Annotated in this window: 15 protein-coding genes and 2 riboswitches; all 15 genes read right to left on the reverse strand. The window is 75.7% G+C overall.

Annotated elements, in window-relative coordinates:
* Window positions 1-74 precede the first annotated feature (74 nt).
* Window positions 75-989: an ECF transporter S component gene (locus AB0F58_RS01395; protein WP_357136280.1), complete on the reverse strand. Its 915-nt coding sequence runs from the start codon at window positions 987-989 to the stop codon at window positions 75-77.
* Window positions 986-2617: an ATP-binding cassette domain-containing protein gene (locus AB0F58_RS01400; RefSeq protein WP_357136283.1), complete on the reverse strand. Its 1632-nt coding sequence runs from the start codon at window positions 2615-2617 to the stop codon at window positions 986-988. The genes AB0F58_RS01395 and AB0F58_RS01400 overlap by 4 nt, the downstream gene beginning before the upstream one ends.
* Entirely contained in the window at window positions 2614-3780 is a 1167-nt protein-coding gene (locus AB0F58_RS01405) for a CbiQ family ECF transporter T component (protein ID WP_357136286.1), read from the reverse strand. The genes AB0F58_RS01400 and AB0F58_RS01405 overlap by 4 nt, the downstream gene beginning before the upstream one ends.
* Window positions 3773-4612, reverse strand: a complete 840-nt coding sequence (locus AB0F58_RS01410) for a hypothetical protein (RefSeq protein ID WP_357136787.1) — start codon at window positions 4610-4612, stop codon at window positions 3773-3775. Before AB0F58_RS01410 ends, AB0F58_RS01405 begins: the two co-directional genes overlap by 8 nt.
* A 56-nt stretch (window positions 4613-4668) precedes the next feature.
* A complete protein-coding gene (locus tag AB0F58_RS01415; RefSeq protein ID WP_357136289.1) occupies window positions 4669-6099 on the reverse strand; it encodes a prenyltransferase/squalene oxidase repeat-containing protein in 1431 nt (476 codons plus the stop codon).
* 132 nt (window positions 6100-6231) lie between these two features.
* Window positions 6232-6376: riboswitch (cobalamin riboswitch) on the reverse strand.
* Window positions 6377-6450: 74 nt separating this feature from the next.
* Entirely contained in the window at window positions 6451-6891 is a 441-nt protein-coding gene (locus AB0F58_RS01420; protein WP_357136790.1) for a hypothetical protein, read from the reverse strand.
* A gap of 80 nt (window positions 6892-6971) precedes the next feature.
* Window positions 6972-8015, reverse strand: coding sequence for a peptidase (locus AB0F58_RS01425; protein ID WP_357136792.1), 1044 nt, complete (start codon window positions 8013-8015; stop codon window positions 6972-6974).
* Window positions 8016-8116: 101 nt separating this feature from the next.
* Window positions 8117-8266: riboswitch (cobalamin riboswitch) on the reverse strand.
* Window positions 8267-8385: 119 nt separating this feature from the next.
* A complete protein-coding gene (locus AB0F58_RS01430; RefSeq protein WP_357136292.1) occupies window positions 8386-10614 on the reverse strand; it encodes a proprotein convertase P-domain-containing protein in 2229 nt (742 codons plus the stop codon).
* A 216-nt stretch (window positions 10615-10830) separates the two neighbouring features.
* A complete protein-coding gene (locus AB0F58_RS01435; RefSeq protein WP_357136295.1) occupies window positions 10831-12057 on the reverse strand; it encodes a hypothetical protein in 1227 nt (408 codons plus the stop codon).
* A 181-nt stretch (window positions 12058-12238) separates the two neighbouring features.
* Window positions 12239-14248: a hypothetical protein gene (locus AB0F58_RS01440; protein WP_357136298.1), complete on the reverse strand. Its 2010-nt coding sequence runs from the start codon at window positions 14246-14248 to the stop codon at window positions 12239-12241.
* A complete protein-coding gene (locus tag AB0F58_RS01445; RefSeq protein WP_357136301.1) occupies window positions 14245-17937 on the reverse strand; it encodes a DUF5682 family protein in 3693 nt (1230 codons plus the stop codon). The genes AB0F58_RS01440 and AB0F58_RS01445 overlap by 4 nt, the downstream gene beginning before the upstream one ends.
* A complete protein-coding gene (locus AB0F58_RS01450; RefSeq protein ID WP_357136303.1) occupies window positions 17934-19124 on the reverse strand; it encodes an AAA family ATPase in 1191 nt (396 codons plus the stop codon). Before AB0F58_RS01450 ends, AB0F58_RS01445 begins: the two co-directional genes overlap by 4 nt.
* Window positions 19125-19240: 116 nt before the next feature.
* Window positions 19241-24265 (reverse strand): hypothetical protein, encoded by a 5025-nt coding sequence (locus tag AB0F58_RS01455; protein ID WP_357136306.1) that lies wholly within the window; start codon window positions 24263-24265, stop codon window positions 19241-19243.
* Window positions 24262-25119 carry a DUF4132 domain-containing protein gene (locus AB0F58_RS01460; protein ID WP_357136309.1) on the reverse strand — a complete coding sequence of 286 codons (858 nt, stop codon included), beginning with the start codon at window positions 25117-25119 and terminating at the stop codon, window positions 24262-24264. Before AB0F58_RS01460 ends, AB0F58_RS01455 begins: the two co-directional genes overlap by 4 nt.
* Window positions 25120-25366: 247 nt before the next feature.
* The gene (locus AB0F58_RS01465) at window positions 25367-25579 is read right to left on the reverse strand and encodes a DNA-binding protein (RefSeq protein WP_357136312.1); all 213 of its coding nucleotides are present in this window, start codon (window positions 25577-25579) and stop codon (window positions 25367-25369) included.
* Window positions 25580-25596: the final 17 nt, after the last annotated feature.

Raw genomic sequence — 25596 nt, forward strand, 5'->3', positions numbered from 1 at the left:
CCCACGATGGACGGTCGTCCCGATCGGCGACGACGCCGACGGCTCCTGCGGGGCTGACCCGCGAACCGGTCCCGTCACGGATCGCGGGGGTGCGGGTGCGGTGGTGCCGGCCGGTCGCCGCCGGTGACCACCGGCGCCGGCCCGCTCCGGTCGGCTGAACGGTCGGCCGGGGGCGGCACGGTGTCCGGCCGGTCCGCCTCGGCGAAGGTGACCGGCGCGCCGAAGGCGGCGCGGCGGGACGCCCGGCGCAGCGCGGTCAGCACCGCGGGTCCGGCGAGGACGATCGCCACCGCCGTGGTGATCGCCCGACCGGTGTCCCAGCCGAAGGTCGAGGTGACCGCGGTGAAGACGGCGAACCGGTGCAGGTTCTCCAGCACCGGCGCGCCGGCGACGTAGGAGAGCTGGGTGTCCGCACCGGTGCTGAACGGCCAGAACCACAGGTTCATCAGCAGGCCGTACCCGTAGGCGGCGACCGCGCCGTAGCCGGCGAGGAGGGCGATCTCGGCTCTGCGCCGGGGTCGTCGCGGCAGCAGGCCGGCACCGAGACCGACCCAGGCGGCGGCGAGCATCTGGAACGGCAGCCACGGCCCGACCCCGGCGGTCAGCAGCGCGGAGGCGAACAGCGAGATCGCGCCGAGCAGGAACCCGAAGCCCGGACCGAAGACGCGACCGGCGAGGACGAGCAGGAAGAAGACCGTCTCGATACCGGCGGTGCCGGCCCCCAGCGGACGCAACGCGGCGTTGACCGCGGCGAGGACACCGAGCATCGCCAGGGCCTTGCTGTCGATGCCGCCGGAGCTGAGTTCGGCGAGTACCAGCGCCACCAGCACCGGCAGCATGACGACCAGGACGAGGGGTGCCTCGCCGGTCCGCGCGGTGCTCTCCGCCTGGGCGGGGACGACGAACGGCCAGGCGAAGGTGGCCAGCGCGGCGGCCGAGGCGAGGACCAGGACGACGGCCGTGCGGGGGGCGACCCGGATCACGCTCATGCCGGTGCCCCGGAGCGGGCCAGCGCGGTGGCGACCTGGTCCACGGTCAGCCAGGGCTCCGGCGCCAGGACCTTGGCCACCTGCGGGGCGAACGCCGGGGAGGCGAGCATGACCTCGGCGGCCGTACCCTCGGCCACCATCTCCCCCTCGGCCATGACCAGCACCCGGTCGGCGAGGCCGGCGACGAGTTCGACGTCGTGCGTCGCCACCACCACCGCCCGACCGGTGGCGGCCAGCCGGCGTACCAGGGCGGCGAACTGACGCTTGGCGAGGTAGTCCAGTCCCCGGGTCGGCTCGTCGAGCAGGACCACCGGCGGGGCGGCGGTGAGCTGGACGGCGAGCGCGAGCCCGAGCCGCTGCCCCTCGGACAGGTCCCGGGGGTGGCGGTCGCCGGGCAGGCCGGGGGTGAGGTCGTCCACCAGCGCCCGGCAGGTGCCGGCCGGTGCGCCCGACTCCCGGTCCGCCTGCGCGCACTCGGCGGCCACGGTGTCGAGGTAGAGCAGGTCACCGGGGGTCTGCGGAACGAGTCCGACCCGGCGGCGGGCCCGGTCCGCCGGCTCGCTCCTCGGGTCGACCGCGCCGTCGGGACCGGTGACGGTGACCGTGCCGCCCTGCCGCGGCCCGCTGCCCTGGATGGCCCAGAGCAGGCTGGACTTGCCGGACCCGTTACGGCCCATCAGGGCGACGATCCGGCCGGGGTGCAGGTCGAGGTCGACGCCGGCCACGGCGACCGTTCCCGGGTACCGCACGACGACCCCCCGGGCGGTCAGGACCGGTGTGGAGTCCGCGACAACGGGGATCGTGGGTGGTGCCGTGCCGGCGAGACGCCGACGCAGGGTCGACGCCCGTCGGCGCGCGTCGCGGACCGACAGCGGCAGCGGTGTCCAACCGGCGAGCCGGCCGAGTTCGACCAGCGGAGGGCTGATGTCGGCGTCGGCGAGCACGGTCGCCGGGTCCCCGTCGACCGCCCGGCCGTCCCCGGGGAGGTGGACCAGCCGGTCGGCGTACTGGACCACCCGTTCCAGCCGGTGTTCGGCGAGGACGACGGTGACGCCGAGGTCGTGGACCAGGCGGGTGACGGCGGCGAGGACGTCCTCGGCGGCGGTGGGGTCCAGCGCGGAGGTCGGCTCGTCGAGCACCAGGACCCGGGGATGGCTGGTGAGGACCGCGCCGATGGCGACCCGCTGCTGCTGCCCGCCGGAGAGGGTCCGCAACGGCCGGTGCCGCAGCTCGGCGATGCCCAGCAGGTCCAGGGTCTCCTCGACCCGCTTGCGCATGACCGCGGCCGGCAGGGCGAGCTGCTCCATGCCGTAGGCGAGTTCCTCCTCGACGGTGTCGGTGACGAAGCCGGCCAGCGGATCCTGTCCGACGACACCGACGACGTCGGCCAGGTCACGCGGGGGGTGATCGCGGGTGTCGCGGCCGTCCACCCGTACCGTGCCGTGCAGGGTGCCGCCGGTGAAGTGCGGCACCAGCCCGTTGATCGCCCGCAGCAGGGTCGACTTGCCGGCGCCGGTCCGACCGACGACCAGGCACAACTCCCCCTCGTCGATGCGGAGCGTCACGTCCCGGAGCATCGGCGTGTCGCTTCCGGCGTACCGGACCGTCACCCGGTCGAATTCGATCATCGTCCGCCTCCGGGGGTGCCGGGCCGGGCCACGGCGGGTGGGGGTGCCAGCCAGGCGGGTGCCACGGCGACCGCCACGGCCAGTGCCACCAGCGGGGTCAGCTCCGGCCAGTCGAGCGGGCTGACCGGCGGGTAGAGCAGGGCCGGGTGGACCGATCCGGCCAGCATGACCAGCGCTGCGGCGGCCAGCCCGCAGCCGGCCACGGTCAGCTCCGCGAGCCGCCAGCGGTCCGGCCGGTAGCGGCTGCGGACCACCCGGCGGCCGGCGACCAGCATCCCGGCCAGGGCGGTCGCCAGGCCGCCGAGCAGCATCGGCCCGCCCAGGTACTCCGGGGCGGTGCCGTCGAGCAGCCCGTACACACCGACGCAGACACCCACCAGGCCGGCGAGCACCAACGCGCCGGTGCCGGCCCGCCGACCGGCGGGTACGGCGGCCGTCCGGCCGTAACCACGGGAGTCCATCGCGGCGGCCAGCGCCACGGAGCGGTCCAGGGCATCGACGAGGACCGGCAGGGCGACGCCGCGCAGCGCGCGCAGTCCCCTCCCAGAGCCGCCGCGCAGGCGTCGCGCCCGGCGTACCCGCAGCACGCTCTCCACCAGTTGCGGGGCGACCGACAGGGCCACCACGACCGCCGTGCTCACCGCGTAGAGCGCCCCGGGGACCGCCTTGAGCAGTCGCTTCGGATTCGCCAGGGCGTTCGCGGCGCCGAGGCAGATCAGCATGGTCGCCAGTCGGAGGCCGTCGTAGAACCCGCCGAGGAGTTCCTCGACGGCCACCGGCCCGAACAGCCGGATGCCCGCCGCCCACTCCGGCAGCGGGATCTCCGGAAGCCGGAGCAGGACGTGCTCGCCCTGGCCACCGCCGAAGACGACGCGGAACACCACCCGCATCGCGACGATCACCGCGCCGAGCACGAGGTACATCCGGAACGCCAACGCCCACGGGGCGTCGCCCCGACGGCGGACGACCACGAACGCGGCGGTGCCGATCAGCAGGGCCAGGGGCAGCGGGTTCGTGGTGTGACTGGCCGCGGTGGCGAGTCCGAGCGCCCACAGCCACCAGGCGCCGGGATGCAGGGCCCGGGGCAGGCGGGACCCGGCTGCCCCGACGCGGGGAACCGGCACCGGAGCGGGTGCCCCGGTGACGGTGGCACGGTCAGCCATCCGGGTCGGTGGCGCGCCGGCGTCGGGCGGCGAGGATCCCGCCGCCGGCCAGTGCCACCAGCAGCAGCACTCCGGCCACCGTGCCCAGGGGGAGCCCGTCGTCGTGCCGCGCGGCGACGTCGGTGGTGACCGGCGCGTCGGCGGGGCCACCTGGCGGGGCGGCGGCGGGTTCGCCGGTTCCCGGGGCGGCCGGCAGGCCCGTGGGGGCCGGCGCGGTCGGTGTCGCCGGTGCCGACGCGGTGGCCGGGGCGGTGGTGGCCGCCGACGGGCCGGGTGCTCCCGTCGGCACGGGCCGCCCCGGCTGGGACGGGCCGGGGGGAACCGGTGGGGTCGCCCCGCCGGGCGGAACGGGTGGGGACGTCGTCGGGCGGGGCGGCGCCGGTCGGGTCGGTGCCACGCCGGGGCGGGGCGCGTCGTCGGGGCTGCGGTCCCGGGAGAACGACCAGCCCTCGAAACTGCCGGCCGGCGGCCTGCGGTTCAGCACGCCCTTGTCGCTGTAGCGCCAGCTGCCGCCGTTGTCGGCGTGCCAGTAGGACCAGTAGGCGTTGGCCGGTGGCGTGTCCACGCACTTCTCGGTCGCCACCGACGGCTTGCCCTCGACGCGGCAGACGAAGCCCTCACCCCAGCGGAGGGTGCCGGTGACCGAGAAGCCGGCGTTCTTCAGTGCCGCCAGGCCGGTCGCCTGGGCGCCCGGGGCGCAGCGGACCACCGTTCCGCCGCCGAGTTCGTTGAAGTCGACCACGACGGTGACCCCGGAGGCGTCCGGGCAGGGACCGGCGGTGCCGGCGGCGCGGGCCGGGCTCGGCACGACCAGGGCGGCGGCCACGGCCACGGGGACCGCCGTGAGCCGGACCGCCCCGGTGACCGCCGGGAACCGGATTCCGGCGGTCACGTCGTCCGCCGGCGGGTGACCACCACGAGCGCCGTACCACCGCCGATGAGCAGCAGCGCCACCAGCAGGTACGTGACGACGGAGGCGCCGGTGGTGGGCAGTCCGCCCGTCCCGCCCCCGGCCGGTGTGGTGCTCGGTGCGGCGGACGGGGTCGACGCGGTCGACGTCGGGGTCGGCGGGACCGGGCTGTCGGTGAGGCTCGGTGTCGGGGTGGGTGTGGCGGAGCCGGACGGCGTCGGTGAACCGCTCGGGGAGGGTGAGACGGAGACGCTCGGGCTGGGGCTCGGCGAGGAGGGCGGGTCGAGTCCGATCCGGCCGAGGGGCACCTGCGCCAGGCCGAGGAGCGCCTGGGCAGTGGACCGACGCCACTGGTCGCGGTCGTTCTCCCCCAGTCCGGCCCCCCGGGCCGCCGCCAGGGACTCGGCGTTGTAGGCGATCGCACCGGCGTCGGCGGCGGCTGCCCCGCCGGTCGCGGTGGTCAGTTGCAGCGCGACCAGGGCGACGGCGGCCCGGTCGGCTGCCGTGTCCCGTCCGGCCGCGGCGAGGGCCTGCCCGGCCAGACCGGTGCTGTTGGCGTTCGTGCCGGTGGTCGGGCCCGAACCGCCGAACGAACCGTCGGCGTGCTGCTGGGTCAGCAACCAGTCGGCGCCGCGTCGGGCCGCGTCGGCGGCGCCGGTGGCCCCCTCCTCGGCCGCGGTCAGCAGGGCCTGCACCGCCATGGCGGTCGAGTCCACGTCGAGGGTCGGTGCGGCCTGGGTGTCGCAGGTCGGCTTGTCCCCGGCGTCGGGGTACAGCCGGAAGCCCCCGGCCGCGCACTGCTGGCGGAGAAGGAAGTCCACGGGGTCCTGCGGAAGGTCACCGCTGCGGGCCAGCCCGAGCACGGTGAACGCCTGGTCGAAGGTGTTGCTGGCGTCGGGTCCGCTGGCCTCGTTGGTCCGGCTGGTGATCCGGCCCCGCTGGTCGCCGCTGTCCGCTCCGGCGACCAGGGCCAGGGTCTCCGCGCGCAGGTCCCAGCCGCCGAAGTCGGTCGGGTCCGCACCGGCGGCGGTGGCGGCGTAGAGCAGCTTCGCGGTCGCACCGCCGTCGGTGAAGCCCTCGATGCCGTAGTCGTCGTAGCTGTTGTACGACCGGACGTGCGCGGCGACCTGATCGGTGGCCGCACGGCGAGTCGGCTCGGCCACGTCGGCGGCGGTCAACGCGAGCAGACCGTCGACGGTCAGGCCCCAGTCCTGGCCGCCGAACGGGCCGGGCAGCGCCCCGTCGGTGAACTCGTCGGCCAGCCAGCTCGCACCGGCGCGGGCGGCGGCCGGGTCGGCCGTGCTGGACGGGGCCGCGAGGCCGAGGCCGGGGGCGGTGGCGGCGAGCGCGACGAGCGCGGTCGTCGCCGCGACGCCGATACCGGGACGTCGGAGCGGGGACAGGGGCATGCTGGGTGCCTTTCGCAGAGCGGTCGGTGAGCTCCGGAGGGCACCTCGGATCCGAAGAACCCGCTCGCGTGCATCGTGAGCGGGGTGACGGGCCTCGGCGGTGGCCGGACTTCACCCTGTAGACCTCGACAGTGGAAGCCGCTCGTCCCGGGCGGGGTGTTCCGGCTCGCGAGGTGGGCCTCGCTCACGGTTGCGGGTCAGCGCCGGCTTCTACCGGCTTCCCCCCACTCAGGACGTATGCAGTTGTCCCGGATGGACCCGGGTGCCGACACGATAGCGTCCGGTCGTCACGTGACGCCAGAAGAAAGGTGCCGGCACCCGGTCACCGCGTTCGGTGCGGGTGGCCGCCGGTCAGGGGGCGGGGATGCTCGGTGCCGCTCCCGAACCGAAGGACCAGCCCTCGACGCTGCCGGGTGCGGGGTTGTAGCTGCCCGCGCCGGAGCTGCTGTAGGACCAGGCGCCGCCGCTCGGCGCGTGCCAGTACGACCAGTACGCCGTGACCGGCGGGGTGTTGACGCACGGGTCCGTCGCGGAGGTCGGCAGGCCGTTGATCCGGCAGACGAAGGCCAGTCCCCAGCGCTGGGTGCCGGTGACGGTGAAGCCGGCGCCCTGCAGGGCGGCCAGCCCGGTGGCCGGGTCGCCGAGTGCGCAGGCGACCGACACTCCCCCGCCGAGCGCGGTGAAGTCCACCACGACGGTGACACCGGAGGTGCCGGTGCAGGCGGCGGCCTGGGCGGGCCGTGGGGCGGGTTCGGCGGCGGTCAGGCCGGCGGTGGCGAGGACGGCGGCCATCAGGCCGACGAGCCAGCCACGACGGGAGGGACGGAAGCGGGACACGGGTTCTCCTTCTGTCGGCAGGGTTTCTCGGCGGTTCATCGGCAGGGCAGGGTGGGGGCGTGCGCATCGGCGCCGACGGCGGAGAGCCGGGGGTAGCCGACGCCGGTCAGGCCCAGGACGGCCTGGGCGGTCGCCCGGTTGACGGTGTCCCGGTCGAGGGTGCCGCCGTCGACGTCGACCGCGCCCCGGTCGGCGGGCGCACCGGCGCAGCCGACCTGGAGCCCGACCAGGAATCCTCGGGCCCTGGCCCAGGCGAGCGGTCGGCCGCCGTCCCGGAGCGCCTGGGCGGCCAGACCGGTGCTGTTCGCGTTCGCGGTGCCGGCCGCGTTGGTGAAGCCCCCGTCGGTGCGCTGCACGGAGACGAGCCAGTGGATGCCGGCGGCGGCGTCGGCGGGTCGGCCGGCGACCCGCAGCGCCTGCACCGCCAGGGCGGTGGCGTCCACGTCGGAGACGCAGGTCGGCTGCGCGGGCAGCAGCGGGTAGCCACCGTCGGGGCAGCGGGTGCCGGCGAGCCACTGTCCCGCGGTGGGTGGGACACCGGCGGCGGTCCGGGCCAGCGCGAGGATCGCGAAGGACTGGCTGAAGGCGTTGCTGTAGTCGCCGTACGCGGACCGGTCGGTGAACCGGCCGGTCGGTGCCTGGAGTGACCGCAGCCGGCTGACCAGGTCGAGGCCGCCCACGGCGGTCGGGTCGCCGCCGCGCACCTGGACGGCGAGGGTGAGCTTGGCGGTAGCGCCCGCGTACGCCTCGGTGGTGCCGTCGCCGAGGTAGCCGTCGCGGATGTCCGGCCGGGTGACCCAGCTCAGGGCCCGGTTGCCCGCGTGGTCGGCGACGCCGGCCGAGGCGAAGGCGAACACCGCGTCCAGGGTCAGTCCGGGGTCGGGGTAGGCGACGCCGTCGAAGACGGTCTCGAAGCGTTCACCGTCGACGAGTTGCCGGGCCAGCCAACCGGCTGCGGAGGCGGGGCGGTTCGCGCCGGCCTGGGCGGGCGCGGCGAGGGCGGGTGCACCGAGCGTGAGGGCGGCGAGAAGACCGCAGAGGAGGGCGAGCAGGTGGTGCCGGCTCAGGCGGACGACCATCGTCACGTGCCTTTCCGGCCCGGTGGTCGTCAGATCCCGGACGGTTGGCGAACGTGGGCAGCCGGCCGGGACTCCGACCCGTGGGCCACGACGGGTGAAGGAGCGGGATTCGCGGATACGTCGGGTATTCGGGCTCGCCGCCGGGGTCACCCCCTGGACGGCCTACCGTTGCGGGCCAGCGCCGGAATTCGACCGGACTTCCCCCACACGTACACGCGTCTTGAGTTGTCGCCACAGTGTCGACGCCACCACGGCGGCTGTCAATGCCCCGACGGCCGGGCGGGCTGCTGTCCCGGCGGTACCCGGTCGGCCCCCGCACGTCGCGGGCGGGGGCCGACCGGCCGAGCCGGGTGACCGGCGTCGAACGGGTTTACAGGCCGAGGGTCCAGGTGTTCAGGTAGCCGACGTCACCGGAGGCGGCGTCCTGCACCCGCAACCGCCAGACGCCGTTGCGGGCCTCGGACGACAGGTTGACCGGGTAGGTCTGGTTGATGTTGTCGGCCGACCCGCCCGCACGGTTGTGCAGGACGTAGGCGGTGCCGTCCGGGGCGATCAGGCTGACCACGAGGTCACCGATGAAGGTGTGCACGATCGCCACCTGCACGGTGCTGGCCGCCGACGCGTTACCGGCGCACCCGCTGACCGTGATCGCGCTGGTGACCGTGCTGTTGTCGGCGATGGTCACGTCGGTGCCGTTGGTGCCGCCGCAGCTCGGGACGACCGGGGCGCCCAGGTTGAGCGTCCAGGTGTTCAGGTAGCCGACGTCACCGGAGGCGGCGTCCTGGATCCGCAGCCGCCAGGTGCCGTTGGAGACCTCGGACGACAGGTTCACCGGGTAGGTCTGGTTGATGTCGTCGGCCGACCCGCCCGTACCGTTGTGCAGGACGTAGGCGGTGCCGTCCGGGGCGACCAGGCTGACCACGAGGTCACCGATGAAGGTGTGCACGATCGCCACCTGCACGGTGCTGGCCGCCGACGCGTTACCGGCGCAACCCGAGATGGTGACCGCGCTCTCCACGGTGCTGTTGTCGGAGATCGTGGCGTCGGTGTTGTTGGTCTGCGAACAGCCGGGCGGCCCGTTGACGGTCAGCACGTACGACGTGCTCTGCGTGGTCACCGGCCCGGTGGCGGTGACGGTCACCGGGTAGGTGCCCGGCCCGGTGCTGGCGGCGGTGGCGATGGTCAGGGTGGCCGAGGCGCCGGTGCTGACCGACGCGGGGCTGAAGGTGGCGGTCGCGCCGGCCGGGAGGCCGCTGGCGGTCAGGCTGACCGTCTGCGGGCTGCCGACGGTGGTCGTGGTGGAGACGGTGGCGGTGAGCGAGCCGCCCGGGTTGACCGAGCCGGCGGCCGGGGTCACCGCGACGCTGAAGTCCTGGGTCGGCGGGACGACGTTGCCGGTGTAGAGCAGCTTGTTCGGCGAGCCGGTGCCGGGGTTGGTCACCACGTTGCCGGTGGCGTCGTCGACCAACTTGTCGCGGATCTGCTGCGGGGTGTACGACGGGTTCGCCGCGAGCACCAGGGCGGCGGCGCCGGCCACGTGCGGGCTGGCCATCGACGTGCCGCTGATGGTGTTGGTGGCGGTGTCGCCGGTGTGCCAGGCCGAGGTGATCGCGCTGCCCGGGGCGAAGATGTCCAGGCAGGTGCCGATGTTGGAGTAGCTCGCCCGCGCGTCGTTGGACTCGGTCGCCCCGACGGTGATGGCGGCCGGGGTGCTGGCCGGCGAGACGTTGCAGGCGTTGGCGCCGGACTCGTTGCCCGCCGCGACGGCGTAGCTGACGCCGTCGGCGATCGACGCCGCCACCGCGTCGTTGGTGGCCTGGTCGAAGCCGCCGCCGAGGCTCATGTTGGCCACCGCGCGCTCACCCGGGTCGTGGTCGCCGGTCACCCAGTCGATGCCCGCGACGACCTGGGCGTAGGTGCCGCTGCCCTGGCAGTTGAGCACCCGGACGCCGACCAGGGTGGTGCCCTTGGCCACGCCGTACGCGGTGCCGCCGACGGTACCGGCGACGTGCGTGCCGTGCCCGTTGCAGTCGTCGGCCGAACCGCCGTCGATGGCGTCGAAGCCGCTCACCGCGCGGGTGCCGAAGTCGCCGTGGCTGAACCGGATCCCGGTGTCGATGACGTACGCCCGCACGCCCGAGCCGTTGTTCGGGTAGGTGAAGGAGTTGTTCAGCGGCAGGTTGCGCTGGTCCACCCGGTCCAGGCCCCAGGAGGGGGTGGGCGACTGGGTGGCCGCGATGCTGACCCGGTGGTTCTGCTGGACGTACTTCACCGAGGGGTGGGCGGCGAGCCGGCGGGCCGCCGCCTCGGAGAGGCTGACCTCGAAGCCGCGCAGCGCGTGCTGGTAGGTGCGGGCGACCGCCCCGCCGTACTGGCGGGCGAGGCTCCGGGCGGAGGCGTCGACCCCGGTGCGGGCCACCGATGTCTCCTTGAGCACCACGACGTACGAGTCGGCGACGGCGGTGGCGCCGCCCGCCTGGAGGATGGCGCCGTCGGCGGGTGCCGCGGTCGCGGGGGCGGCGAACGCCACTGCGGCGGCCACTGCGGTGGTGGCGACGCCGAGACGCCAGCGTTGCCTGGCGGAGGACTGGAGAGCCATCTGGACATGTCCTTCCGGAACGTGAGGCTTGATCGACCAATGTCGATCAGCTGAGGAGATGTTAGACGGCAGACATCAGAATGTAGATGCGTTTCTATGAACTGGCGGTTATCCGACTGACCCGTCACCGGCCCGCGCCGACCAGCGGGTACGGGACCGGCCGGCCCGAGCGGGCTCCAGCCGGCCGGTCCCCCGTCGGCGTCGGTCGGCGACCGGTCAGGCCACGTCGTAGGACAGGCCGGGCCAGAACCTCGGCAGGGCGCTGAACCAGGCCTTCCGCGGCGACGCGTTGCACCCCGACGTGCTGCGGCTGTGCAGGCCGAACGCGTACCGCTTGCCGGACGACGTGAGCCAGTAGACGCCGCCGCCGCTGTCACCGGGGCACGGGTCGTACCCCTCGTACCGGGTCAGGCCGCGCACCGCCGCGTCGCTGGTCTTGGTGACCACCCCGCACGGGTTACCGGACGTGGCGGGCGCCGCGTACCGCGCCGAGACGCAGACGACGTCGCCGACCCAGATGAACGACATGGTGTGCGCCCGGCCCTTCACCGGCACCCAGGACGAGCCGGAGATGGCGATCCGGCCGAGGGTGTCCGCCGCGTACCCGGCGTTGGTGACCTGGATGGCCCCGGCGTCGACCGCGCCGGAGTTGAGCGCGTTCACCGGGTGCATCGGGCCGATCGGCGTCCCGGCGGTGGACCAGTTGGTCACCGAGCCACCGCCGCAGTGACCGGAGGTGAGCGCCCACCGCACGCCGCTGCTGCGGGCGGTGAAGCCCAGCGAGCAGCCCCCGCCGGAGCGGCGGATCACCAGTCCGGCCCGCAGGCTGTCGTTGCAGTTGGCCCGCGACGTGCAGACGTCCTCCTCGACCGCGTCGGTGCTCGCCGGCACGATGGTGACCCAGCTCGGTACCGCGCCCTTCGGCAGGCCGGCCTCCTCCTGCGCGGTCAGGGCGACGGTCACCGTGTTGGTGCTCACCTCGACGCCCACCCGCTGCTTGGCCACGACGGCGAGGTCGTCGGTGCCGACCCGGACCGTCTCCGCGAGCCGCTCCAACTCGTCGTAGCTGCGCTCCACCACCCGCGCGGCGACGGAGAGCCCGAGCGCCCGTCCCGCCTCGACGGCACGATCCGCGCCCGCCTGCGTGGTCAGCGCCACGTGGGTCACCCCCGACGGCGGGTCGAAGTAGCCCCCGCCGTACGTCTGCGGATCCTTCGCCAACTGCTCGTGCAGCTGCTTACGGGCCTCCTGCTGGGTCGCCGCGAGTGTGGCGGCGCCGTCCGTGATCGTCGGGTACACCGTCTTGTAGGCGAGGACCGCCGCCTCGGTCCCGTCCCGTCCCGTGTCGGCGGCGACCGGATCCGCCGCGTGTGCCGGCACGGCCACCGTCACGGCGGACACCACCGCGACGACGACGCCCGCCAACAGCCGGATACTCCTCATGGCGCTCCTCCTCTGGAAGGGCTGACTACCAGTAGAGGAGTGGAGTGACCCGGGAAAAATACACCGGGGTCATCGACCGATCGGATGATTCAGCCCCGGCGCGGCACGGCTTCCGCGCCCCGGCGCCCGCCCGGATCCGGGCGGGCGCCGGGGTACCGGCGGTCCGGCTCACGTGCGCCGGTCAGCCGGCCCGCCGCCCACCGGCCGCCCGGCCCCCGGCAGTCCCGGGTTCCGGCAGGTCAGCCGATGCTCGGGCGGTCCACGAGGAACGGATCAGCTCCCGCTCGGTGGCGGCGAGGTGGGCGGTCGCGGCGAGCCAGGCCCAGGCGTACCGGTCCGGGTCGGGATCGGTGAGCCGGCCGAACGCGTCCCGGCCGCGCCGGTCGGACTCCTCGGCGAGTGCGGTGGCCACCGCGGCGGCGGTGGTGAAGCCGGCCCGGCGCAGCGGACCGGCCAGCCAGGCGCCCTCGCCGCGCGCCGCCTCGCCGACCGCACGGCGACCGCCGGAGACGGCCAGTTCCACCAGCCGGCGGACCCGCCACAGCGGGGACTCCGCATCGGCATCGGCACCGACGGCGAGCACCGGCCCGGTCGTCGCGGCCGGATCACGTGGCGGTAGGTGGCCACCCTGGATCCGGTCGTAGCCGAGGTCCGCCCGCCCGTGCCAGTCCGCCGGCAGCCGCAGCGTCGCGGCGGAACCGGGCACCGCGCCGACCGCGAGCGGGCGCAGGGTGCCGGCCCGGTCCGGGTCCAGCCGGCCGACCACCCGGATCCGCAGGCCCGGCCAGGAGGCGAGCCGCCGCAGGTTCGCCACGTGGGACAGCACGGGATGGGAGCTGACCGGCACCAACCGGATCACCGGCCCGTCCGGCAGCGGCGGGCGCTCTCCCCCGGCGTCGGCGGCAGGCGCCAACTCGCGGGCCAGCACCTGGTCACCGACGGCACCCACGACCATCAGGTCCGCACCGACCAGCGCGGTCCCGGCCCGGTCCGGGTCCGCCGGATCGTCGACGGCGAGTTGGGCGGCCACCACCTCGGCCAGCGGACGGGCGAACAGGTCCGCGAGCGGCCCGACGGACCAGTCGGTCCCGGTGAGCGGGGTGGCCCGGACGCCCTTGCCGGCACCGAGCCGGCCGTCCGGGGAGACCGTCGTGCCGGTGATCCGCAGGCCGCCCCGGGCCAGCACCGCGTGGTTGACCGCGACCGCGCCCATCTCGGTGACCGCCCGCGCGCAGTCGCGGGCCCGCTCCGGGCCGCCCGGCTTCACGTCGCCGAAGGAGAGCTGGCGTCCGTCGGCGGCGACCAGGTGGGTGACCACCCCGGCGTACCCGGTCGCGCTGATCACCGGCTCCCGGCAGACGCCGTACACCTCCAGCGTGCCGTCCGGCTGGTAGGACCGCCGCAGGACGCCGACCAGCGCCGGGTCGGGATCACCGGCGGCCAGCCGGCCGGCCACGTACAGCAGGTCGTGCAGCACCTCGACCAGTTCGGCCAGTCGGTGACCGGCCTGTCGGTCCCGGTGGGCGCGCAGCCCCCGTACCGTGCGCAGCGCGGCGCTCTCGGCGCGCGGCAGACCGGCCAGTCGGGCGCCGTGCGCGGCCCGCAGCAGCTCGGCCTGGGGGACCGCGCCGGCGGCCGGCACGCCGGCCGCGAGCACCGCGACGGCGGCCCGCCACAGCACGCCGGCGGCGGCCCGTTGCGCCTTCGTCGGTGCGCTGCCGCGACCGGCCGGGCCGTCCGCGCCGGCCGGTTCCCCGGTACGCCGGGACCTCCCCGTCCGCCCGGCGACCGGGTCGGCGCTGTCCGGACCGGACGGATCGGCCCCCTCCGGACGGGACGGTGCGGCGGCGGTGGACGCCGGACGGGTGGCCTCGTCGGCGACCGGGCAGGCGACCAGGACCGCGGTCCGGTGCAGGCAGCGGGGGGCCAGCAGGCAGCTGCACCGCGCCTGGTCCGGGTCGGTGACCGCGCCGGCCGGGCCGGGCGTCAGGGTGACCAGGGCCTCGGGACCGCAGTCGACCGACACCCCGCCGTCGACCCGACCGACCGGTACGCCGGCCAGCCGTTCGACGGTGGCGTCCAGTCGCCGGTGCAGCCGGGGTGGCAGGGTCGCCACCGCCGTGGCGGTGACTGCCGGCAGCACCGGCGGCAGCCGGTCGGTGTCCACGGTGGTGGGTGTGCGCTCCGTCAACGTGATCCTCCGCGTACGCGGTCGCCCACCCAGCGGGCGAGTTCGAGCGGGCTGAGAGCGGCGACCGGCATCCCGGCCGCGACGAGCTGCTCGGCGACCGGCACCGAGTAGCAGGGCACTCCCCTGTCGTTCAGGGCGGCGCAGCCGAGCAGGTGCACGCCGGAACCGGCCAGCGTGCGGACCTCGCCGAGCAGCCCGGCCAGCGGGTAGCCCTCCTCGAAGTCGCTGACCACCGCGACGATGGTGCGGCTCGGCACGGTCACCAGCGAGCGGGCGTGGGCCAGCCCGGCGGCGATGTGCGTGCCACCGCCGACGCGTACCTCCAGCAGCAGCGACAGCGGGTCGTCGACCCGGTCGGTCAGGTCGACCACCTCGGTGGAGAAGGCCAGGAAGTGGGTGGACAGGGTGGGCACGCCGGCCAGGACGGCGGCGGTCAGCGCCGACCACACCACGGACGCCTCCATCGAGCCGGACACGTCGACCACCAGCACCAGCCGCCAGTCGGCCTCGCGGCGGGTCCGGGTGTGGAAGACCGGGCGTTCCGGCACCACCACCGTCCGGCCGTCGTCGAGCCGCCGGGTGTGCGCCAGGTTCGCCCGCAGCGTCCGGGCGAGATTGATCCGGCCGCCGGGCCGGCGCGACGGCCGGGGGTTGGACAACCCGGTCAGCGCCGGACGCACCTGGGTGGCCAGCTGCCGGGTCAACTCCTCGACCAGCCGCCGGACCAGGGGACGCAGCCGGGTCAGCTGTGCCTCGGGCAGCCCACCGGCCAGCGACAGCACCGAGGTCAGCAGCTCCATCGAGGGGCGTACCGCGGCCGGGTCGAGTTCGGTGAGCACGTCGGTACGGCCGCTCTCCACCGCGCGGGCGACGACCTCCTCGCGGACGGTGGTGCCGAACAGTGCCTCGAGTTCGGCGGCCCACTCCCGTGCGGTCGGGAAGGAGGCCTCCTGGCCACCGCCGGCTGCCTGGCCGAGGTCGGTGCCCCCCTCGCCCCGGCCCGTCCCGTACAGCTCGTCGAGGGCACGGGCGTAACGGCGGGCGTCGGCCGGCAACCGGTCGGGTTGGCGGCCGAGCAGCAGCCGCCAGCGGTCCGTGGCGGTGAGCCCGGCGGCCGGCGTCTCCGACGCGGTTCCGGTGGAGGCGTCGGCGTCGGCGTCGGCGTCGGCGACGTTGGTCGTCGGGCCCGGCATCGGGATGCCCCGGGCGACCAGGACGGCGCGGCCCGCCGCGTCGGCGGCGGCCCAGCGGGCCAGCAGCTCGGGCGGGGCGGACAGGACCAGATCGAGCCGGTCGCCGAGCCGGTCGGTGACGGTGTGCAACAGCCGGTCCCGGGCCGCCGGGGTGAGCACGTCGAACCCGCCCCGCAACGCCGGCAGCCGGTCCAGGAACTCGGTGTCGGCGAGCCGCTCGATCCGGTCCAGCAGCGGGTCCAGCGCGGCCGGGGCGGACTGTAGCAACGGGTGCGCCGCGGTGAGCAGACCACCGAGCAGCCGGTGCAGGTGCCGCCGGGTGTCCGGCCCGGTCGCCGCGTCGATCCAGCCGGCCACCCGGCTGCCCAGCGTCTCCAGGTCGGTCAGGTCGAGCAGCACCCGGGCGGCCAGGGCGGCGCCCTGGATCAACGCCGAACCGGTCCTGGCCAGGTCACCGAGGGCCTCGTCCAGACGCAGTCCGATCCGGTCCTCGCCGGCCCGGACCGCGAGGTCGACCAACGCGACGGCGTCAGCCGGGTCGTCGCTGCCGGCCAGGCCGGGCAGCCCGCGCACCGCCGCGTCCAGCAGCACCCCCGCCAGCTCGCCCGCCCGGATCCGGCCGTCGGCGGTGGTGCCGGGCAGGTGTTCCCGGCGCAGCGCTTCCAGCAGGTCCAGGGCGGCCAGCAGTTCGGGCAGCGTGGCGGTGCCCGGCAGCACCACGGCGGCCAGTTCGAGGCGGTCGGTGACCAGGTCGGACAGGTCGCACCGGGCCGCGTCGCGGAGCCCGGTGAGCAGCTGCGCGGCGGTCGGACCCCCGTCGGCGGCCTCCCGGCGGAACCGCTCCCGCAGGGTGCCGGCCGCCGCCAGCGCCGCGGTCACCCCGCGTACGCCGACCAGGTCCAGTCGGGCCGCCACGGACGGCGTCCAGGCCAGCTGCCAGCGGGTGGTCAGGGCGGCGCCGTCGCCGGTGCCGGAGACCGCGATCGCCTCGCCGTAGCCGACACCGCAGACCTGGAGGCGTTGCAGCAGGATCTCCCGCCGCCCGTCCAGCTCGGTGCGCAGCGGGTCCAGCCGGACCTCGCGGGACTTCGGGCTGTCCGGGTGGGGCAGCCGCAGCGCGGTGAGTTCCGCCTCGACGGCGGGGCCCAGCCCGGATCGCGGCGTGCCGGGGGCGATCCGGCCCCGTTCGGCGCCGACCAGCACGGTCTCCAGCGCCCTGGCCAGCGCCCGGCCCCGGCCGAGCAGTTCACCCTGGCCGAGCACGGTGGTCACCGCCTCCAGCACCTCGCCCCGACCGGGGGCGGGCAGGTCCCGCAGGCGGGCCAGGTCGTCGGCCAGCCGTACCGTCTCGGCGGCCTCGCCGGTGCCGGCGGTGTGACCGGCCGCGCGGAGTTCCCGGCACACGTCGGTGACCGCCCGAGCGGCGGCGGCCCGGATCCGCTCCGGGTCGCCGGCGGCGGTGAGGACGGACTGCTGCCAGCGCGGGTCGCGGATCCCGGCCGGGTAGCCGGACCGGGAGTCGAGCAGGTCGAACGCGTAGGGCACCAGCGAGGTGACCGCCGTACCGCCACCGGTGGTGGCCGGTCCGGACCGGCTCGGCGCGGACCGGACCGGGTCGCCCGGGGCGACGACGGGTCGGGTGGACGCGGGGGCGGCATCGACCGGGCCGGCGGAGGCGTCGACCGGCGGCGCGGCGAGCAGCGCCGGGGCGTGGAAGGCACCGACGACGGCGGCGACCCGACGGCCGTCGGCACCGGCCTCGGCCAGCACCCGGCGCATGTGCCGCTCGCGGGCCAGGTCCCGGGCCGGGACGCCGTCGCCGTCGGCGCTGTCGGTCCGCATCGCCCAGCCGACGCCGAGGGCGGCCCGACGGACCGCTTCGGGCGGGCAGCCCGGAGCGCGTACCTCGACCACCCGGTCCCACAGGTCGTCGCCGTCCCGACCGGTGCCGCTGGCACCGAGCGCGGCGGCGTAGCCGGACCGGCGCGGGCCGGACACCGGCTCACCGGCGGCCGGGTCGGGGTCGGTGGTCGGGTCGAGGTCGGTCGCCGGGTGGGTGGGGTCGCCGACCCAGCCCGGGTCGGCCAGCGGCAGGTCGCAGCAGACCACCTCGACGCCGTGCTGCCGGGCCCAGCGGATCGCGGCCAGTTCCGGGGAGAAGTCGGCGAACGGGTAGAAGCCCATCGGCCCGTCCGTGCCGTGGCTGCCGACCAGGGCCAGCGGGGCTCGGGCGGCCGGGTCGGACAGGTACGGCAGCCAAGGCTGGAAGTCGGCCGGCAGCTCGACACAGACCACCTCCGCCCCGGCGGCGTCCAGCAGTGCCGGGATCACCGCCGCCAGGGCCGGGCTGTGGTGCCGCACCCCGATCAGGTACGGCCGGGTCGAACCGGCGAGCGCGTCGACCACGGCACGCGGATCTGCCGTCGCCGGGTCGGTCGTCGCCGGGTCGGCGGGCGGCGGGGCCGCACCGGTCGACGTACGGGAAAGGGTTCTCACCGCAGGTTCTCCCGCAGGTCCCAGAGCCGGCGCCACATCGCCGAGCCGTCCTCGGCCCGGCGGCGGACCGGGCCGTCCCAGTAGCCGAGCAGCCGGGCGTGGTCGTTCTGGTCGTCCTTACGGACCACGCCGAGCAGGTGTCCGGGCACCAGGTCGAGCGCGTCCCCGCCGGGCAGGTACGCGGCGGCCAGGCCGAGCGACGCGGCCACCTGCACCGCCTCGGCGGTGGACATCACCGTGCCGGGCCGCTCCACGTCCCAGCCCTCGCCGGACCGGCCGGAGCGCAAATCGCGGAACACGGTGACCAGCGCGTCGAGCACCGCGTCGTCCACCGTGTACGCCGCGCCGGCGCGCTGCACGGCGGCGGTGGCCTGCCGACGGACCAGGTCGGTCTCGGTGTCCGCGTCCGCGATCGGGTGGATGGTCTCGAAGTTGAACCGGCGCTTCAGCGCCGAGGACATCTCCGACACGCCCCGGTCCCGCAGGTTGGCGGTGGCGATCACGGTGAAGCCGGGCATCGCCCGGATCAGTCCGTCCTCGGTGCCGGACAGCTCCGGCACGTTCATCCGCCGGTCGGAGAGGATGGACACCAGCGCGTCCTGCACCTCGGGCAGGCAGCGGGTGACCTCCTCGATGCGGACCACCCGACCGGTCCGCATCGCGGTCAGCACCGGCGAGTCGACCAGCGCCTGCGGGCTCGGGCCCTGGGCGAGCAGCAGGGCGTAGTTCCAGCCGTACCGGAAGGCGTCCTCGGTGGTGCCGGCGGTGCCCTGGACGGTCAGCGCGCTGGTGCCGCTGACCGCGGCGGCCAGCAGCTCGGAGAGCATCGACTTGGCGGTACCGGGCTCACCGACCAGCAGCAGGCCCCGCTCGCCGGCCAGGGTGACCACGCACCGCTCGACCAGGCTCCGCTCCCCGACGAACTTGGCCGGCACGGTCAGGGTGGCCGGCAGCTCGGTGCCGTCCGGCCGGGTGCGCCGGTCGGCCGGCAGCGTCAACGCCTCGCCGTCGCTGCCCCGGATGAAGGTGACCACGGCGCGTGGGGTCAGCGCCCAGCCCGGAGGCCGGGCCCCGTCGTCGTACGCGGCCAGGAAGGCCAACTCGTCGGCGTACCGCTGCTCGGCGGAGAGGACCTGGGCGGCGGTCTCCGGCGCCGTGGTGGGGCGGACGTGTTCCGTCACGGTCACGGGCGTTCCTCGATCTCTCTGGTTCGGATGGGGGTGCTCGGAACAGGGTTCGGCGGTGGACGGTGCCGCGACGGCCGGGTCGGTCGTCGCGGGCACCGCCGCCCACCGGGTCGGGGTCAGCGGCGGACAGTCCGGCTGGACAGGTCGTCGAACCGGGGCCGGTCGCCGTCCCGGAGGCGTCGCCAGGCCCGGCGGTAGAGGTCGGGCACCGGTTCGAGGGGCACGGTCACGCCGAGCCCGGCCGTGCCGTCGGGGGCCAGGTCGAACAGGGCGACCTTCCAGCCCTCGATCGGCGCCTGCCCACTGCCGCGTTCCAGCCACGGACCGGGCAGGAACAGCGACCGGCCGGCCCGGGGCCGGCTGGCCCCGACGACCAGGTCGGTGCCGGCCAGCTCGGCACGGGCGGCCTTCAGCCGGGCCGGCTTCCAGCCGGTCCACTTCGCCGCGTTACGGTCGGTCGGGTCCGGCATGGCCAGCAGCATCAGGTACACCGCCGCCGCGTCGGCGCCCAGACCGTGTTCGCCGGCCGCCTCGGCGACCAGGTCGGGCACCGAGCGGGTCGGATCCTGCGGCCACCAGGTCCCGTCGGCGGCCCGCCCGTCGCCGCCCGGCTCTCCCGGCTGGTCGAGCAGCGCCGCGAACCGCCGGTCGCGGACCAGGCGCAGCGCCACCTCCGTCGCGCACGGATGGGCCGCGTCCTGCCGCAGCGCCGGCAGGTACGGGTCCGTCCCGTCGGCGTCGAGCAGGTCCGGCCGCAGCGCGGGCGACGGTTGGCTGTCGTGGGTGGCCAGCACGATGGCGCCGTAGCGTTCCCACCCCGGGCCGGTCTCCGACGGGGTGCCCGCCACCTGCCGGAACGCGGGCAGCGAGAGGTACTCGTTGAGATCGAGCAGCAGACGGGGATTGGCCAGCCGCTCCCGGAGCACCGCCAGCACCGCCGGCAACGCGGTCCGGCACGGGTCGCCGGCCGGCGTGTGGTGGGCGACCCAGGCCGCCAGGGCGACCGTGGAACGCAGCACCTCACCGGTGAAGCCGGTGAGCCGGGCGTCGACCTGCCGGGCCCGGTCGCCCCTGATCTCGAAGGCCAGGTCGGTGCTCAGCTCCACCGAACGGGCGGGGTCGAGCAGCGCCGGCAACGCCTTCGCCGGTCCCCAACCGGTGCGGACCCCGCGCGCCGCTTCGGCGAGCAACTGTTCGGGCACCACCACCCGGCGGCCCAGGACGGCGTTCCAGGCCGTCGCGGCGGCGGCCACGTCCGGGCCGTCGGTCCACAGCCGGGCCGGGTTGTCGGGCAGCAGCGCCGACACCACGGCCCGTCGGACCTCGGGGCCGGCCTCGTTCAGCACCCCGAAGGCCAGCTTGACCTCGCCGACCTGCCGCACCCCGAGCGCCCGGCGCAGCTCGGCCGGCACGGTGCCCGCCGAGTCCACGTACGGCAGCCCGGCCAGCATCAGCTTCGCGGCGGTGGGGGTGACGCCGGTCAGCTCGGCGAACTGCTCGGCCGCCTCCGGCCGCCAGGGCAGCGCGCCACGGGCGGCCCACTCGGCGAGGAAGCCGGCCAGCCAGCCGGCGGGCCGGTCGGCGCCGACCGGGGCCGACGCCCGCGTGGTGTACGGCTCGGGTACGGCGAACACGCCGGTCGGATCGTGGTACAGCGCGTCGAAGAGGTAGCCGGTGGCCGTGCCGCTGGAGTGCAGGACCGCGATGAACGCGCCGTCGGCCAACGGCAGGATCCCCGGCCGGGGATGCCGGCGGGTGCCGTCCGGGTTGTTCACGTCCTCGTCGAGCAGGTGCAGGGTGAACCGGCGCCACCGGGGCGGTTCGCCGACCTCCGCCAGGCCGAGCCGGTCCAGCTCGGTGAGGAGGGCGCGTACCGTCTCCCGGTGTTCGTCCGGGGTGACCGCCGCGACGGCCCGGTAGGCGACGGCGGCGACCCCGTCGAGCACCGGCCACCAGGCCAGCGCGGAGGGCAGCGGCGGCCCGTCGAGGTGCAGCCGGACGGCGGGGTCGCCGCCGTCGGTGGCGGCAGACTGGGCGGCGAACGCGTGCAACTGGGTGAAGGCGCGGCTCCACCGGCCCGCCCCGTAGGCCGAGCCGCGCAGCCCGTCCAGCGCCAGGTTGAGCTGCTCGTCGGTGGGTCCGGACGCGGTGGCCACCGGTGCCGCCGCCGGGGCGGCGAGCGACCTGGTGAGCCGTTCGGTCACCGCGTCGAGGTCGGTGCGCACCCGGGCGGCCAGTCGCAGCACCCCGGCCACCCCGGCCAGCAGCGCGTCGTGACCGACCGCCGGCATCGTGGAGCGGACCAGCTCGACCAGCGCGTCCCCGTCGGCGGTGGTGGACGCCCCGGAGCCGGGGGTGCCGGTCGCGGACGCCGGACCGGCGACGGCGCGGCCGGCGACCGCCTGCGCGGCCCTGGGCAGAAGGGACCGGGTCGCCGCCTGCGCGGCCTCCTCGGCGAGGGCGGCACGGCGTTCGTCGAGGGCGACCGCGAGCAGCGCGGCGGCGGTTTCCCGGTCCGTCCGGCGCAGGGCGGCGGAACCGACCGGGTCCCGGGGCAGCAAATTGCCGAGGAACCGCTGGTCCGGCAGCGGCACCGCGCCGGAGGTGTAGGTCCGGCTGTCCGGGGGGCCGGCGGCGGCCGAGACAACGCCGTCCGGGTCGACCAGGGCGAAACCCCGCAGGACCGCGCGCGGTCGGTCGTCGCCGGGCAGCACCAGCGCCGCGACCGGATCCTGTCCCCGGGCCACGGTGACGGTACGACCGGCCAGGTCCTCACCGCGTACCGAGCCGTCCGGCAGGGTGACCACCCGCCAGCCGAGCAGACCGTCCACCGGGACGGCGGCCGGGGTGGCCCGGTCGGAGAGGGCCGGCCGCAACCAGCTGGCCGACTCCCGGAGGTGGCCGCCGTCGGCCGGAACGTCGGCCAGGAACCGGGGCAGTCCACGCCGGCCGTGGGTGCCGCTCGCCGGGTCGTACTCGTGCCAGCCGCGCTTGCCGTCCTCCTCACCCGGGCGGTGGACCCAGTAGGAGGTGCCGTCGGTGATGACCGGAAGCTCCGACGGGACAGCGGTGTCCCCGACGTGCAGCACGCCGTCGCCGGTGGTCCGTCCCCCGCCGGGCAGCGGCAGGGTGATCCTGTTCGTACGCGGCTCGCTGCCCGCCGAACGGCCGACGATCGGCTGCGGCTCGCCGGGCGAGGAGTGCCAGTAGCCGCACAGGTCGTAGCCGAGCGCCTGGGAGTGCCAGTAGACCAGCAGCTGGCCGTCGACGTAGTGGTAGCCGGTCCGGCCCCACCGGTCGCCGGCCGGGATACGCAGGTCGTGGCGGAGTACGATGCCCTCGGCGCCGAGCACCCGTACCGTGGTCGGCCCGCCCAGGATCACGTACGGCCACGCTTCCTGCCGGGTCAGCTCGACCCGGTGGTCCCCGCCGGTCACCTCCTGCCAGGCCTGCTCCCAGTCCGGCCAGCCCAGCTCCTCGACGATGCCGCCGCGCAGGCTGCGGGCCACCTGCTCGGCGAGGTCGACGCCGAGGGTCGGCCCGAGGTCGCCGCCCGCGCCGGGGGCGAGTTCCGCGGACACCAGGCGCAACGCCTCGACCGGGAGCCGACCCAGCCAGTCCACCGACTCCGGCAGGTACGGCAGTCCGGCGGCGAACCGGTCGCGGATCCGTTCCCGCAGCCAGTCGGTCAGCATCGGCCGCAGGCCCGGCGTCCCGGCCACCCGGCGCAGGGCGTGCTGCTGGTCGTCGAGCTGGTCGAGGCCCCGGCGCAGGGCACCGGTGAACCGGTCGTCGCCGGTCACGGCGAGCAGGTCCCGCTCCCCCTCGGCCGTGACCCACTGCGCCAGGTCCAGCAGGTCGCCTTCCTTCGGCGCGGTCACCGGCAGGCCGAGGGCGAGCAGCAGGTCGAGCAGGTCCAGGTCGGTAGCGGCGGCGAGGGTCTCGCCGCTGGCGGCCAGTTCGGCGCGCAGCCGGTCGGCCATCCGCTCGACGAGCGGGTACAGCTCCGGCACGCGGCGACGGCGGTGGCCGGAGTCGGCCAGGCTGACGAAGCGGCGCAGCCAGCCGACGGAGCCGTCCTGCGGGCGGGCCGGGTCCGGCACGTCCGGCTCGGAGAGACCGGCGAGTGCGCCGGTGTCGGTCAACACGGCCAGCCAGGTGACCAGGTCGTCCCGGTCGGCGGGCATCAGGTCGAGCAGGCTGCCCCGGATCGCCGGGTCCCGGCCGGCCAGCGCGGTCACCGTCGGCAGGTGCGCCTTCCACCAGCCGGCCGGCGCCTCGGCCGCCACCGGCAGCCGGAGCAGTTCGGCCAGGTAGGCCGCCTCGCGGTCGGCGACGGCGGTGGCGCCGGCTCGGCCGGCGGCCTTGACGGCGATCCGGACCAGCCGGCTGACCGCGCTGGCCGACTGCGTGGACGGCACCACGCCGGCCGCTGCGGCCCGCAACGCCAACCGGCAGAACCGGTCCAGCGCCTCGTCGGCCGGCAACTGGGCCGACAGCTCCTTCGCGTAGCCGGCCAACGCGGTCGCGGACACCACCTTGGCCGACGCGAACTCCAGGTAGACCTCGTCCAGGCGGTTCAGGTCGACCGGCAGGCCGTGCTGCGCCTCCGCCCGGCGCGCCTTGTTGAACAGCTGCATCGCGTAGGTGTCCTGCCCGGCGGCGACGAACACCCGGGCCGCCTGCTCGAAGAACGTCGGCAGGAGGTGCGGCAGCGTACGGGCGAACCGGTCGGCGATCGCCTGGTGCCCGTCCAGGGCGGCCTTCGGCCGCGAGCGCACCTGCTTGGCCAGCTTCTGCAACTCCGGCACCACCGCCAGCGCGTGCCGGCCGTCCGCCGGGTGGTGCACCAGCACCCACTCCGGGAAGGCCAGCGGACGGCGCGGACCCAGCCCGACGACGGCCGGCTCGGCAGCGGGCGCCAGGCCGAGGAAGCCGAGGGCCAGGTCCTCGCCCTCGCCCAGCACGGCGTCGACCAGGCGGACCACCACCCGGTCGTCGAGGGCCTCGTGCCGGTAGGCGCGGGCGGTGAGGGGTACCGCCCGGTCCCCGGCCCCGGCGGTGTCGGCCGGCAGCACCGCACCGGCGGTCAGCAGGCTCTCGGTCGAATCGTCGCCCGACCTGGTCGGCATCCCGGTCACGCCTGCTCCCCCGTTCCGGTCGCGGCGCCGGACAGGGCCGTCGCCATTCGCATTCCCTCCGACCAGGCCACCGGCCCGACCTCGGGCAACCGCAGCGTCGGTCCGTCCACCACCGACCAGGACAGGGTGCCCAGGGTCGCCTCCGTGTCCCAGTAGTCCTCGTCGAACCAGATGGCCGCCTCGACCGTGCGACCGGCCTCCCAGACCCGGCAGGTGACCCGCGAACCGGAAACCCGGAAGCCGGACGTGGCGGCCCGGACGGCCAGCCGGTTGGGGACCGTGGTGCCGCGGAATTCGGTGATCGCGGTGTCCCGGTCCCTCAGGTCGGCCGGTCTGTCCCAGGTGCCCCGGTGCAGCTGCTCGATCCGCTGGCAGACGTCGATCTCGTCGGCGAACCCGCGCAGGTCGGCCAGGTCGGGCAGGCGTACCGGGTGCGGAAGCGTGGCGCAGGTCGGCGAGAGCCGGACGGTCTCCCCGTCGAGATTGACCACGCGCAGGTCACCGGTGGCGGTGACGTCCCGCAGGAAGCCCGGCTCGGCCGGGTCCTCCCCGAGCACCACCAGGTCGCGCAGCGCGTCCCGCCAGGCCGGGTCCGGCCAGACCCGGGCCAGCAGCCCGGTCGGCACCGGCAGCGAGGACACCACCCAGGCGTCGACCCGGGCCAGGCATTCGGCGGCGTGCCGGTCCAGCCACTGGGCGAGTTGGCGCAGCCGGTCCACCTCGGCGCTGTCCCGCAGCGCCTTCGGCAGGGTCTTCAGTGGACGGCCGGTGGTGCGCGGGCCCGAGGACCGGGCCGCCACCTTCCCGTCCACGAGAGAGATCTCGTACGAGTCTCCCACCGGTAGCCAGCCCATCAGGAATACCCTCCGCAGTGGCGAAACAGCCAGAATTCATCAGGAATCGCCATGATCGACGACGCAGCGCAGGCTAACAGTAGTGACCGACATGCCAGGGCCCCGACGGCACGGCAGCACGGCACGGCAGCACGGCACGGCACGGCGCGACGCGGCGCAGCACGGCAGCGCGACGCGGCACAGCACAGGGCGGCACGGCCCGGGAGCACGGCCGCGGCACTCGCGCGATCACACGGCGCGGCAGCCGTCAGTCGGCGAAGGCGAGGCCCCGTTCGGCCAGTGCGGCGGCGAGAATGCCGACCGCCTTCGGCCCGACCCCGTGCAGGGCCAGCAGGTCGCGGCGACGCTCGGCGGCCACCTGCGCGAGCGTCGTGATGCCGGCCGCGAGCAGGGCGCTGTTGGCGGGCCGCCCGATCGGTGGTAGGTCGCCGATCTGCGCCGGCACGTGGCGGGTACTCACCCGCTCACGATAGCCCG

Source organism: Micromonospora sp. NPDC023956, from assembly GCF_040639195.1.
Lineage (GTDB): Bacteria > Actinomycetota > Actinomycetes > Mycobacteriales > Micromonosporaceae > Micromonospora.